The sequence below is a fragment of the Pseudohalocynthiibacter sp. F2068 genome (assembly GCF_023015645.1).
GTDB lineage: Bacteria > Pseudomonadota > Alphaproteobacteria > Rhodobacterales > Rhodobacteraceae > Pseudohalocynthiibacter > Pseudohalocynthiibacter aestuariivivens.
Window position 1 is genome coordinate 96,004 of sequence record NZ_JALKAK010000001.1, and the last position, 12,466, is coordinate 108,469.

Consider the following 12,466-nt stretch of genomic DNA (forward strand, 5'->3'; position numbering starts at 1 on the left):
TAAATTTCAGTTGAGGATAGGCTTGCAATTTTGTAAGGAAAAGAGGTAGTTTTACAAAAGCGTTTTGCAAATTTGTTGGTATGGCGGTGAAACTACACTGGGATGACATGCGAATTTTTCTGGCGGTGGCGCGAACAGAAAGCCTTTCGCGTGCAGGAGCCGCCCTTAAAGTCGATCCTGCAACTGTTGGTCGGCGTGTTGCAAGATTGGAAGAAGATCTTGGCGCAACCCTTTTTGCGAAGTCGCCGCAAGGCTATCGGTTGACCGAAGATGGGGAGCGGCTGCAACACCACGCTGCGCGCGCCGAGCAAAGCCTGACAATGGCGGTCGAGGATTTACGCGGGCAGGCGGGGCAATTGACCGGTAGCATCCGCATCGGGGCGCCTGACGGCAGCGCGAACTACCTGTTGCCCCAGGTGTGTGCTGAAATTTGTGATGATAATCCGGGGCTTGAGGTGCAGATCGTTGCGTTGCCAAGGGTGTTTAACCTGTCAAAACGCGAAGCGGATATGGCCGTTACGGTGTCACCTCCAACAGCCGGTCGGCTGCTTGTTCAGAAAGTCTCAGACTATCGCTTACATCTTGCTGCCTCGGAAAGCTATCTTGGGACGCACCCACCAATCAACGCTGTGGCTGACCTGAAAAATCACCGTGTCATCGGGTATATTTCGGATATGATTTTTGACAAGGAACTGGATTATCTGGGCGAGTTGAAGACGAACACTGCGACGCTCACCTCAAACTCATTCTCGGTCCAGTTCAACTTCGTTCGGCAAGGCGCAGGGGTGGCGATTGTGCATGATTTTGCGATTCCCTCGACCACGGGAATACGGAAAATATTGACAGACCAGATAAGTTTAACGCGATCTTTTTACCTTGTGCGCCACGCTGATGACCGCCGGGTAGAGCGATTAAACCGTTTTGCAGACCTTTTAGGGCAGGGGATTCGGCGCGAAGTGACGCGATTAGAAGCGCTTACTTGACAGATCACAAATGCGCGGCGACGCTGAGGTAAGAATTTTTGCATCAGGAGGTTACGAATGCTTGTTCATCAGATACTCAAATCCAAAACCGGACAGGACGTAGTTTCTATCGAACCGGGTTCAAAAGTGTCCGATGCTGCAACCATTCTGTCAGAGCGAAAGATCGGGACGGTCGTGGTGTCCAAAGATGGCAACAAAGCCGAAGGCATTCTTTCAGAGCGAGATATAGTGCGAGAGTTGGGCAAAAGAGGGCCGAGCTGCATGTCTGACAAGGTGGACGACTTGATGACCCGCGATATCGTAACTTGCGCACCCGGTGACAAGGTGGATGCGATTTTGCAGATGATGACCGAAGGCCGGTTCCGCCATATGCCTGTTTTGGAAGGCGGCAAAATGATCGGAGTAATTTCGATCGGCGATGTGGTCAAAGCGCAATTAGCAGAACTTGCAATGGAGAAGGAAGCGCTTCAGGGCATGATTATGGGTCACTGATTTACAACGTTTTTGCTGCGTTGCCGAATGCTCTTGCAATCCTGTTCGCAATATTGTTGCGTGCGGCGAGCAATAAAGGGGCGCCACTATGCGTATCGGTCTTTATCCTGGAACGTTTGATCCGGTCACACTTGGCCATCTGGATATCATTCGGCGCGCGGCGGCTTTGGTTGACCGCCTGGTGATTGGTATTGCCATTAATCGTGATAAAGGGCCTTTGTTTACGCTTGAAGAGCGTGTGGTGATGATTGAAGCGGAATGCGCCGAGTTGATGAAGACAACGGGAATTGAGATTGTTGCGCACCCTTTTGAAAACCTTCTGATTGATTGCGCTCATGACGTTGGTGCGCAAATCATCATTCGTGGCCTGCGCGCTGTCGCTGATTTTGAATATGAATACCAGATGGTGGGCATGAACCGTGCACTGGATAACACCGTAGAAACAGTTTTTCTAATGGCAGAAGCGCGCCATCAGGCGATTGCATCGAAACTGGTCAAAGAGATTGCCCGTCTTGATGGTGATGTTTCGAAATTCGTTCCGCCCGAGGTGAATCTGGCATTGAAGTCAAAGTTTAACAATGGCTAACAGAATGCTGTTTTGAAAAGGAAAAGTGGAAATATCGTTCCATTTTGTAGGATGCTTTTCAGGTTAGAGATATTTTCCCATCTCAACAGCAGTGTCTGCCATACGGTTGGAAAAGCCCCATTCATTGTCGTACCACGCGAGAACGCGCACCATATTGCCGTCCAAAACCCGGGTTTGATCTGTCGCAAAAATAGATGAGTGCGCGTTATGGTTAAAATCCATTGATACAAGCTTGTGATCGGTAATATCCAACACACCCTTGAGCGGCCCTGCAGCGGCATTGCGCATCGCTTCATTGATTTGATCGGGTGTCACGTCTCGTCCCGCATCAAAGGTAAAGTCTACTGCGGACACATTTGGTGTCGGCACACGGATTGCGACGCCATCAAGTTTTCCGTCGAGTTCGGGCAGGACCAACCCGACCGCGCGTGCAGCCCCCGTGGTCGTTGGTATCATTGAAAGCCCGGCCGCGCGCGCACGATAAAGATCGCGGTGCATCGTATCCAGAACGGGTTGGTCACCGGTATAGCTGTGCACCGTTGTCATGAACCCGCGTTTGATACCAAAGGCTTCGTGAAGAACTTTCGCGACTGGAGCAAGGCAGTTCGTGGTGCAGGACGCGTTTGATACGATCTCGTCATCGCCGTTCAGGGTGTTGTGATTCACGCCATAAACGATTGTTTTATCGGAACCCTTTGATGTGGTGGATACCAGCACCCGGCTTGCGCCATTCTTGAGATGGACCACCGCATCGTCTTTGTCGCTAAATAGGCCTGTGCATTCCAGAACGATATCAATATGCCCCCAAGGCAAGTCTGCCGGGTTTCGCAACGCTGTGACTTTGATTGGGCCATATCCAACGTCAATGGAGCCGTCTGTTGTTTTAACTTTGACTGGGAAACGGCCGTGGACCGAGTCGTACTGTAAAAGATGTGCATTGGTTTCGACCGGTCCAAGGTCATTGATTGCGACAACTTCGATGTCAGTACGGCCGGATTCAACAATTGCGCGAAGAATGTTCCGGCCAATTCGCCCAAAACCATTGATTGCTACTTTAACTGACATGACGCGATCCCTTTTCTTGTTGGCACCGCAGTTCCGTGCGCTACCTGAAAATGTTATCGCTAACATGTGTATTTAATTCAGAAGGTCAACCGCAAAATGAGCGGCTTATCGCCAGAATGCTACAAATTCAGAAAGTTCAGCGAATTTTTTGCCGACAAAAAGCGGGATGCCCCAATGGAGGAAAAAGTAATCAACGACAAAAAGCGCGATTATCAGGAAACCCAAAACCAAGGCTATAGAATTAGTCATAGGCATTTTTGGAGACAGATATTGCCCCCGTCTCCTCTTTTTAGAGGCGCCCCATTGCCGCTGCTACGTCTGCCATGCGGACAGAAAAGCCCCATTCATTATCGTACCAAGCCAAAACACGAACGGTGCGCCCACCGATCACTTTGGTTTGTTCCGGTGCGAAGATACAGGAATGGGGAGTGTGGTTGAAGTCAATAGAGACCTTGGGTTCCGGATCATATGACAGGACAGATCGCATATGACCCTCCGCAGCTTCACGCATGACTTCGTTCACATCGTCAACGGTGACGTCTTTGCTTGCCTCAAAGGTCAGATCAACGGCGGATACATTCGGTGTCGGCACCCGCATTGCTGTCCCGTCAAGCTTACCTTTCAGGGCTGGCAGGACCTCGCCAAGTGCAGCGGCTGCACCAGTTGATGTCGGAATTATTGCCATCGCAGCAGCGCGTGCGCGATAAAGGTCTTTGTGGCGTCGGTCCAGCGTGGGTTGATCACCGGTATAGCTGTGGATTGTGGTCATGATACCGCGTTCGATACCGATCGCTTCATGCAGTACCTTAGCCAATGGTGCGAGACAGTTCGTTGTGCAGGATCCATTTGAAACTATGGTGTGTTCGGCAAGCAGATCACGGTGGTTTACGCCAAAGACAACGGTTTTATCGACATTTTTAGCAGGGGCCGAGATCAGGACTTTCTTGGCGCCGCGCTCGATATGTGCGGCCGATTTTTTACCATCGTTAAAGTTGCCTGTGCATTCCAGCACAACATCGACACCCGTCCAGTCAAGCTCGTTCAGATCATAGGTGGAAAACATCTTGATTGGGCCACGCCCAACATCAAGCATGCCTTCGTCGGTTTTAATCTCGTTTGGAAAGCGCCCATGTACAGAGTCGTAGCGCATCAGGTGCGCCGCAGTTTCAAGCGGGCCGGTGGCATTCACTTTGACAACCTGAACATCGTTGCGCGCGCTTTCGGCAATATGAGCCAGGGTTGAACGGCCAATCCGGCCAAATCCATTGATACCTACGGTGACAGTCAAAGCACGCTCTCCTTATTCAGTCGCGCAAAACATTGGTGCGCGGGCCAGAAGTTGCGTCTGATATAGACGCGCGAAAGAGGCGCGCCAAGGGAAAATCCGTTGTGTAACAGACTGTTAGCGCAAACCTATGCGGATGGGTCACCTGTTAGCGATACCGCTTCGGATGGAATGGAACCAAAACGCGACGAGAAAAAGGAATGTTTCTGAAATAACAGTGCGCCAGCCCCGGAACGACTCACTTCGCTAGAAACAAGTACGGCACGCGATTTTGGCGCGTGCCGTACTGTCGATTGAACTGATTAACGTCAGAGAAGTGACTTAACTTTTTCGGCCACGGCTTCTGCTGTGATGCCGAATTTTTCGTACAGCACCTCTGCAGGGGCGGAAGCGCCGAAACTGTCCATACCTACGAATCCGGCTTTGTTGTTTTTACCGCGTTCTCCTGTCAGCCACTTGTCCCAGCCCATTTGGACACCCGCTTCGACAGCAACACGTACGGGACCACCGGGAAGCACGCGTTTGCGATAGCGTTCTTCCTGCGCCTCAAACAGCTCCATGCAGGGCATAGAGACGACGCGGGTGCCAATACCTTCGGCTTGTAGCAGGTCACGCGCGTTCAACGCGATTTCCACCTCAGAGCCGGTCGCCATGATGATCGCCTGACGCTTACCCTCGGCATCAGCAAGAACATAAGCGCCCTGAGAGGTCAGGTTCTTGGTTTTATGCTCTGTCCGAACGGTTGGCAGGTTCTGGCGAGACAGAGCAAGGACAGACGGCGTTGTTTTTGTGCTGATTGCGACTTCCCATGCTTCTGCTGTTTCTATGGTGTCAGCAGGGCGGAATACATAGGTGTTCGGTGTCGCGCGTGAAATTGCCAGATGTTCAACCGGCTGGTGGGTTGGTCCGTCTTCGCCAAGACCGATAGAATCGTGGGTCATAACAAAAACGGTTGGAATTTTCATCAGCGCAGCCAGACGCATTGCCGGGCGGGCGTAGTCTGTAAAGCACATGAAGGTGCCGCCGTAGGCGCGGATACCACCGTGCAGCACCATCCCGTTCATTGCCGAGGCCATCCCATGTTCACGGATTCCCCAGTGCAGATAACGACCTGCACGATTTTCAGGAAGGAAAACCCCAAGATCGGCGGTTTTCGTGTTGTTGGACCCGGTCAGGTCGGCCGATCCGCCAACAGTTTCGCCCATGATTGGGTTGATCACGCCCAGGGCCAGTTCACTAGATTTCCGCGTAGCGACCTTTGGCTGTTCTTCAGAAATCTTCTTTTTGAGCGCTTTGATCGCCGCTGACAGTTTGTTCGGCACATCCAGCGCGTAGGCGCGGTTGAATTCATTTTGCTTATTTTGCGAAACAGAGGCGAAACGCGCCTCCCATTCAGCGCGTGCTGCACCGCCGCGGCTGCCGATGGTTTCCCACTGAGATTTGATATCTGCGGGGACTTCAAATGTACCAGCGGTCCAGCCATAGGCGGCTTTAGCGTCAGCGACAACTTTTGGGTCGGTCAGTGCGCCGTGCCCTTTTGATGTGTCCTGTGCGGCGGACCCAAGTGCGATATGGGTCTTGCAGGCAACCAGGGCAGGTTTGCCAGTTTTCTTTGCGTCGGTCAGGGCGCGGTCAATCGCATCAGGATCATGGCCGTCACACTCATGGATAGACCAGCCAGACGCGGCGAAGCGTTTCAGCTGATTTGTACGGTCCGCGATGTCCACGGTGCCGTCGATGGTGATGTTGTTATTGTCCCAAAGCACAATCAGCTTAGAAAGTTCGTGTCGTCCAGCTAGGCCGATCGCTTCCTGGCTCACACCTTCCATCAGACAACCGTCGCCAACGATGACATAAGTATGGTGGTCTACGATTTTCTTGCCGAAACGCGCGCGCTGGATTTCTTCTGCCATAGCGAATCCAACGGCGTTGGTTATGCCTTGGCCTAACGGGCCAGTTGTGGTCTCAATACCTGATGCGTGGCCGTATTCCGGGTGGCCAGCAGTGCGTGCGCCCCATTGGCGGAAGTTTTTGATTTCTTCCAGCGTCATGTCGGAATAGCCGGTCAGATGCAGCAGCGAATAGAGCAGCATCGAACCATGCCCTGCTGACAGGATGAACCTGTCACGGTCGGGCCAGTTTGGCGCGGATGCGTCGAACTTCAGATGCTTTTCAAACAGAACAGTGGCCACGTCGGCCATGCCCATCGGCATTCCTGAATGGCCCGAGTTGGCGGCGGCAATGGCGTCCAATGTCAGCGCGCGGATTGCGGCAGCTTTCATCCAATGAGAAGGGTGTTTGTCGCGAAGGGCGGAGATATCCACGGTGCGCTATCCTTTGGCTAGAGCGAGATTGCGCTCGTTTCTTAGCAGTGTTCCCACGAAGTTCAAGCTAGGCAACTACGGCTAAGGGTGATTTAGGGGCGAAATTCACAACTTCCTTGGCTAAAATCTAATCAGACAGGCCGCATGTGCGATTCGGGAGCCATCCCGGTTGCATCCGTTTCGTACAAACGGCACAAAGAATAAAAAGGGGATTGGCAGTATGAGCGACATAGCAGATCTCGAACGCCGTATCACTGCGGCGCTGGACAGGATCGGACAAAGCGTTGAGGCGATTGACCAGTCAGAGCCTGGCACGACAGATGACACCGAAGAAGTGGCACGTCTGAGTGAAGAGCTTGAGGCTGAAAAAACAGCGAATGCCCAATTGCAGGAACGGTTGCGTACAGTACATGAAAAGCTGGAAGCCAAGATTGCAGAGCTTGAGACGAGCAACAGTCAGTTAACAGAAGAGCTCGCCGCCCAAACCACCGGTTTGCAGCAAATGAAGCAGGCAAACGCCCAGATGCGTGAGTCAAACCAAAAGCTTCGTGACGCAAATCAGGAAGGTGTCGGGGATTCGCATCTCATCAACAAAGCTATGATGGCCGAGCTTGAGGCGCTGCGCGCGACACAAAGCAGCGACCGCGCAGAAATGGATGCAGTTCTGAACGAGTTGAAACCCTTTGTCGGGGAGGACGCGTAATGCCAGATGTAAATGTTTCCATTGGGGGTCGTAATTTTGAGGTGGCCTGTCAGGAAGGCGAAGAGCATTTCCTTCAATCGGCAGCCAAGCTTTTGGATACTGAAGCATCGGTTTTGACCGATCAGATTGGCCGGTTGCCAGAATCCCGTATGCTATTGATGGCGGGGCTTATGCTCGCTGACAAAACAGCAGGTGTTGAAGAACAGCTCAGAAGCCTGAAAGAAAAACTGGAAACCCAGGATATCTTGCTTGAGGAACTGCGCAATAGACCTGAACCAGAACCCGAACGAGTAGAGGTTGCGGTTATTCCGCCCAACGTAGTGGATACGCTCGCAGAAATTGCTGCGCGTGCAGAAGCGCTTGCTGAACAGGCAGAGGAAAGAGTTGGCTGATCTTCCGTTGATTGCTCTGAACGCGTTGCCTGCGACAAAGCGGGAATGATCCAATAGAAAAGCCCGCCGGGAAGGCGGGCTTTGTTCTTTTCAGATTTTTGCGCAATCAGGCGTTGGCTTCGCGGATCTTTTCTGCCGCTTCCTTGTTGAAGGTGATACCTTCTTTAGCGAAAAGCGCGTCCAATTCGCCCGACAGGGTCATTTCTGTCACGATGTCGCAACCGCCGACGAATTCGCCCTTAACATAGAGCTGCGGAACGGTCGGCCAGTCAGAATAATCCTTGATACCCTGGCGGAGCGCTTCGTCTGCCAGAACATTCACATCGGCAAACTCAACACCCATGAAATTCAGAACGCCCGCAACGCGGCTTGAGAACCCGCATTGCGGCATTGATTTTGTGCCCTTCATGAAAAGGACAACTTCGTTATCTGTAACGGTTTCTTTGATTTGCGTGTTTGTGTCTGTCATGTTCTTCTCCGATGTCGTCGGGGTGTTTGGTGTGTAAGTCGCGCCCTAATTGCGATTACGGCGGTTTTTTGGGTTTTTGTGCGTGTCATCATCTTTCGAGATAGGTTCTGCAATGCTCAGATCAACAGATCCTGTTCCAAGTCGTTTGCTAGCAGGCGGTGTGTCTACGTGGTGGCGGGACAGGGGGCGGTAGATTCCCCGTTTTGCCCAGATTTCGTAGAGCGCTGCCGCTGCAACCATCAGGATCAGAACAATAAAGAACCAACCCCAACTCATTTCTTAGTCCTTGGTGTCTTAGGAGCAAACGCCTCTGCGTATTTTTGCGGATCGCGGGTCACATGTGTGATGTGTTGTTGTCCACCTTCGAAGGTAGCAGAACCCCCGCCTTCTGCGATAATATCACCTTGACCGGACTTTGTTCCGCGCCGCGCCAATCCTGATTTAGGTCGTGTAAGTGCGTAGATAAACGTCGCAACTACGGCTGCTCCAAGTCCAAGGAATATGATCCAAAAGGTACTCACTCTGGCGCTTTCGTCGTCAGCGCAAGTGCATGCAACTCGCCATTCGCCCCATCCATTTTACCCTTCAGCGCTGCATAGACAGCGCGTTGCTGCTGCACGCGGTTTTGGCCACGGAAGCTTTCGTCGATAACCTCGGCGGCATAGTGATTCCCGTCGCCGGCAAGATCAGTGATTGTGATCTTGGCGTCTGGAAAGCTAACGCGTATCAGGTCTTCGATTTCCTGAGCTTGCATGGCCATGTGTCGTGTCCTTTGTGTTCTGCCTCAAGATGTAGAGATGCAATCGCGCCCTTGCAAGGTCAGGCGACTGCGCTTGCGAAAGCAGACCGATAAATTCCTGACAATTCTGAAAGCGGCGCAGAGGTGCCGTCAATAGAGACATTGTGGCCACCAAACCGGCCAACGGCCTCTACGTGTACGCCTGTTTTTCCTGCTTCGGTGATCAATGCTTCGGCCTGATCAAAGTTGCAGGCAACCAGATAGCGCGCCTGATCTTCACCAAACAACTTTGCCGTATCAGCAGCATCCAGAGAAACACCAACGCCTGCCGTCTCGGCCATTTCAAAGGCTGCAACAATCAGGCCGCCATCGGAAAGGTCAGTGCAAGCTTTGATGTAATGGCGATTGTCGCGGATGAAATCACCGTTACGTTTCTCGGCATCCAGATCAACGTGCGGTGCGTCTCCGTCTTTGCGGTGGAAGACCTCGGCAAGCAGTGCGGATTGTCCAAGGTGGCCTTTGGTTTTGCCAACAAGCAGCGCAACGTGACCTTCCCGCGCTTCGCCTGCGATGATGTGATCAATATCATCAATCAGGCCCACGGCACCGATCGTTGGTGTCGGCAAGATGCCAGTTCCATCCGTTTCGTTGTAGAGGCTGACGTTTCCGGATACGATCGGCATATCAAGTGCGCTGACTGCTTCACCAATACCTTTAATCGCGCCCACGAACTGGCCCATGATTTCCGGTTTTTCCGGATTACCAAAGTTCATGTTGTCCGTCGTCGCCAAAGGCTTTGCGCCAACCGCTGTCAGGTTACGGTAGGCTTCGGCCACGGCTTGTTTGCCGCCTTCCGTCGGATTGGCCATAACATAGCGTGGCGTCACGTCAGAGGTGAAAGCCAGCGCTTTGCGGGTTCCGTGAACACGGATTACACCTGCGCCAAGCCCCGGCAATTTTATCGTGTCGGCCATGACCATTGTGTCATACTGTTCAAACACCCAGTTTTTCGCGGCATAGTTTGGCGAAGCGAGCAGCGCGCGAAGCCCGTCAATCGGGTCAATCTCGGGCACATCGTCCAGCGGGGCTGCGCGCGGCGTTTCGACCCATGGGCGGTCATATTCGGGCGCTGTTCCGGACAGGGCCTTAAGCGGCAGGTCTGCTTTGACTTCGTTGTTCAGCATCACGACAAACCGGTCTTCGGCGATAGTTTCGCCGACAATCGCAAAATCAAGGTCCCATTTGTCGAACACGGCTTTTGCTTCGGCCTCAAGTTCTGGCTTCAGAACCATCAGCATCCGTTCCTGAGATTCTGACAACATCATCTCATAGGCGGTCATGTTTGGCTCGCGCGTTGGTACTTTTTCCAGATCAAGCCGAACGCCAAGATTGCCTTTGTCACCCATTTCCACGGCGGAACACGTAAGACCAGCTGCGCCCATGTCCTGAATGGAAATCACGGCTCCCGTCGCCATAAGTTCCAGTGTTGCTTCCATCAGGCGTTTTTCGGTGAACGGGTCTCCCACCTGAACGGTTGGGCGCTTTTCCTCAATCGTGTCATCAAATTCGGCAGAGGCCATTGTGGCGCCACCAACGCCATCACGCCCGGTTTTAGCTCCAAGATAAACAACCGGCATTCCAACGCCGGACGCAGCAGAGTAAAAAATCTTATCCGTATCAGCGAGGCCTGCAGCAAAGGCGTTGACCAGACAGTTGCCATTGTAAGCGGCATCAAAACGCACTTCACCCCCAACCGTGGGAACGCCAAAACAGTTACCGTATCCACCGATGCCCGCAACAACACCATTCACCAGTTGCCGTGTTTTCGGATGCGATAATTCTCCGAATGAAAGGGAATTCATTGCCGCGATTGGTCTTGCGCCCATGGTAAAGACATCACGCAGAATGCCGCCAACTCCGGTAGCAGCCCCCTGGTAGGGCTCAATATATGAAGGGTGGTTGTGGCTTTCCATTTTGAACACCACGCATTGCCCGTCACCAATATCAACAATTCCGGCATTTTCGCCAGGACCGCAAATAACTTGTGGGCCAGTCGTAGGCAGGGTGCGCAGCCATTTCTTTGATGACTTGTAGGAACAGTGCTCGTTCCACATGGCAGAGAAAATACCAAGTTCTGTAAAACTTGGTTCTCGTCCGATTGTTTTTAGAAGCCGCTCGTATTCATCCGGTTTCAGACCATGTGCGGCGATCAGGTCTTTGGTGATGGCTGGCTCTTGCATGAAAAGGTTGTCCCCTAACGGCATTGGATGGCGCATCTCATAAGGGAATGCGCCTGACGGGGAAAGAGCCAAAGAAGCACAGGGGTTTTGTAAGGGCGAAAAAAAAGGCCGAGCTAAAAGCTCGGCCGAAGTCCAACAGGGAGGTTGAAGTGATGAGAGAATGCTCAATCACCGACTTCGATGCTTGATTTATGGGCGGAGTGTGTTTCTTTCAAGGGAAAAAATGCCGCACAGCAGCAATGCCGCTATGCGCCTATTGCATAGCGGCGTTTTCAGCGATTTTTCGTTGGTTCTTGCGATAGGTGATAATTTCATCCTGAACAAAGTCACGAAACGCAGCAATGCGCTGTGATTGGCGCAGTTCTTCCGGGTAGGCCAGATAGACTGGAATCTCGTTTGATTCGATTTCGGGCAGTACTGGAATAAGTGCTGGAAAATCTTCAATCACATAGTCCGGCAAAACGCCGATACCAAGATGATGCAATACCCCTTGAAGAACGCCGAAGTAGTTATTCACAGTTAAGAGCGATGGAATATCATAAGTCAAAAGACGCTGAACAAAGCTTGAGCCAGCGGAAACCTGAGCGCTTGTCGTGCTTTGACAAAGCAGTCGGTGCGCGTGCAGATCCTCTAGTTTTTCAGGAACGCCAGTTTTCTCCAGATATTCTTTGGAGGCATAGAGTTTCATTTTTACCGTCATCAGACGTTTGCGAACGAGGTCAGCCTGACTTGGTTCTTTCATCCGGATCGCAACGTCTGCTTCACGCATCGGCAGATCGAGCACCTTTTCCTCAAGCATAAGGTCGATTTTGAGTTCGGGGTACTTTCTGTAAAGATGGGGCAGGCGCGGCGCGAGCCAGAGCAAGCCAAATCCGGTGGTGGTCGTGACACGCAACTCGCCAAACACTTCTTCTTCGCTGTCGCGAATGCGCGCGGCCGCTGCGTCAAGCCGTTTGTTCATGGCATTGGTCGCATCAAACAGGAGTTCACCTTGCTCGGTAAGAATCAGCCCACGGGCGTGGCGATGGAAAAGAGTAGCGTTCAGGCTTTCTTCCAGAGCACGAATCTGCCGGCTAACCGCAGATTGAGACAGATGAAGAGCCTCACCAGCATGGGTTAGGCTGCCTGCGTCTGCTACCGCGTGAAATATTCTTAGCTTATCCCAATCCATACTTTCCGAACCATATA

Annotated in this window: 14 protein-coding genes; 5 read left to right on the plus strand and 9 right to left on the minus strand. The window is 52.4% G+C overall.

Annotated features, from left to right (window positions below):
• Window positions 1–107: 107 nt before the first annotated feature.
• The 3 genes from MWU63_RS00450 (at window position 108) to coaD (ending at window position 2,061) form a co-directional block, all read left to right on the plus strand.
• Window positions 108–983 (plus strand): LysR family transcriptional regulator, encoded by an 876-nt coding sequence (locus MWU63_RS00450; RefSeq protein WP_247076679.1) that lies wholly within the window; start codon window positions 108–110, stop codon window positions 981–983.
• A 57-nt stretch (window positions 984–1,040) separates the two neighbouring features.
• Window positions 1,041–1,475, plus strand: a complete 435-nt coding sequence (locus tag MWU63_RS00455; RefSeq protein ID WP_213888118.1) for a CBS domain-containing protein — start codon at window positions 1,041–1,043, stop codon at window positions 1,473–1,475.
• Between the two features lie 88 nt (window positions 1,476–1,563).
• A complete protein-coding gene (gene coaD / locus MWU63_RS00460; protein WP_213888117.1) occupies window positions 1,564–2,061 on the plus strand; it encodes a pantetheine-phosphate adenylyltransferase in 498 nt (165 codons plus the stop codon).
• A gap of 63 nt (window positions 2,062–2,124) precedes the next feature.
• Here the strand turns inward: coaD and gap (MWU63_RS00465) are convergent, their stop codons facing one another.
• The 3 genes from gap (MWU63_RS00465) to tkt form a co-directional block, all read right to left on the minus strand.
• Window positions 2,125–3,126, minus strand: coding sequence for a type I glyceraldehyde-3-phosphate dehydrogenase (gene gap, locus MWU63_RS00465; RefSeq protein ID WP_213888116.1), 1,002 nt, complete (start codon window positions 3,124–3,126; stop codon window positions 2,125–2,127).
• Window positions 3,127–3,415: 289 nt separating this feature from the next.
• Window positions 3,416–4,414: a type I glyceraldehyde-3-phosphate dehydrogenase gene (gap, locus tag MWU63_RS00470; RefSeq protein WP_213888115.1), complete on the minus strand. Its 999-nt coding sequence runs from the start codon at window positions 4,412–4,414 to the stop codon at window positions 3,416–3,418.
• Between the two features lie 305 nt (window positions 4,415–4,719).
• A complete protein-coding gene (gene tkt / locus MWU63_RS00475) occupies window positions 4,720–6,735 on the minus strand; it encodes a transketolase (protein WP_213888114.1) in 2,016 nt (671 codons plus the stop codon).
• A gap of 220 nt (window positions 6,736–6,955) precedes the next feature.
• Here tkt and MWU63_RS00480 point away from each other — a divergent pair, with 220 nt between their 5' ends.
• Window positions 6,956–7,438, plus strand: a complete 483-nt coding sequence (locus tag MWU63_RS00480; protein ID WP_213888113.1) for a hypothetical protein — start codon at window positions 6,956–6,958, stop codon at window positions 7,436–7,438.
• The gene (locus MWU63_RS00485) at window positions 7,438–7,830 is read left to right on the plus strand and encodes a cell division protein ZapA (RefSeq protein ID WP_213888112.1); all 393 of its coding nucleotides are present in this window, start codon (window positions 7,438–7,440) and stop codon (window positions 7,828–7,830) included. The genes MWU63_RS00480 and MWU63_RS00485 overlap by 1 nt, the downstream gene beginning before the upstream one ends.
• A 106-nt stretch (window positions 7,831–7,936) precedes the next feature.
• Here the strand turns inward: MWU63_RS00485 and grxD are convergent, their stop codons facing one another.
• The 6 genes from grxD to MWU63_RS00515 form a co-directional block, all read right to left on the minus strand.
• Window positions 7,937–8,299 (minus strand): Grx4 family monothiol glutaredoxin, encoded by a 363-nt coding sequence (gene grxD, locus MWU63_RS00490; RefSeq protein WP_213888111.1) that lies wholly within the window; start codon window positions 8,297–8,299, stop codon window positions 7,937–7,939.
• 45 nt (window positions 8,300–8,344) lie between these two features.
• Entirely contained in the window at window positions 8,345–8,575 is a 231-nt protein-coding gene (locus tag MWU63_RS00495) for a hypothetical protein (RefSeq protein WP_213888110.1), read from the minus strand.
• A complete protein-coding gene (locus MWU63_RS00500) occupies window positions 8,572–8,820 on the minus strand; it encodes a hypothetical protein (protein ID WP_213888109.1) in 249 nt (82 codons plus the stop codon). The genes MWU63_RS00495 and MWU63_RS00500 overlap by 4 nt, the downstream gene beginning before the upstream one ends.
• Window positions 8,817–9,059: a BolA family transcriptional regulator gene (locus MWU63_RS00505; RefSeq protein WP_213888108.1), complete on the minus strand. Its 243-nt coding sequence runs from the start codon at window positions 9,057–9,059 to the stop codon at window positions 8,817–8,819. Before MWU63_RS00505 ends, MWU63_RS00500 begins: the two co-directional genes overlap by 4 nt.
• A gap of 59 nt (window positions 9,060–9,118) precedes the next feature.
• Window positions 9,119–11,278, minus strand: a complete 2,160-nt coding sequence (gene purL, locus MWU63_RS00510; RefSeq protein WP_247076681.1) for a phosphoribosylformylglycinamidine synthase subunit PurL — start codon at window positions 11,276–11,278, stop codon at window positions 9,119–9,121.
• A gap of 253 nt (window positions 11,279–11,531) precedes the next feature.
• Window positions 11,532–12,449 carry a LysR family transcriptional regulator gene (locus tag MWU63_RS00515; protein ID WP_213888106.1) on the minus strand — a complete coding sequence of 306 codons (918 nt, stop codon included), beginning with the start codon at window positions 12,447–12,449 and terminating at the stop codon, window positions 11,532–11,534.
• Between the last annotated feature and the right edge of the window lie 17 nt (window positions 12,450–12,466).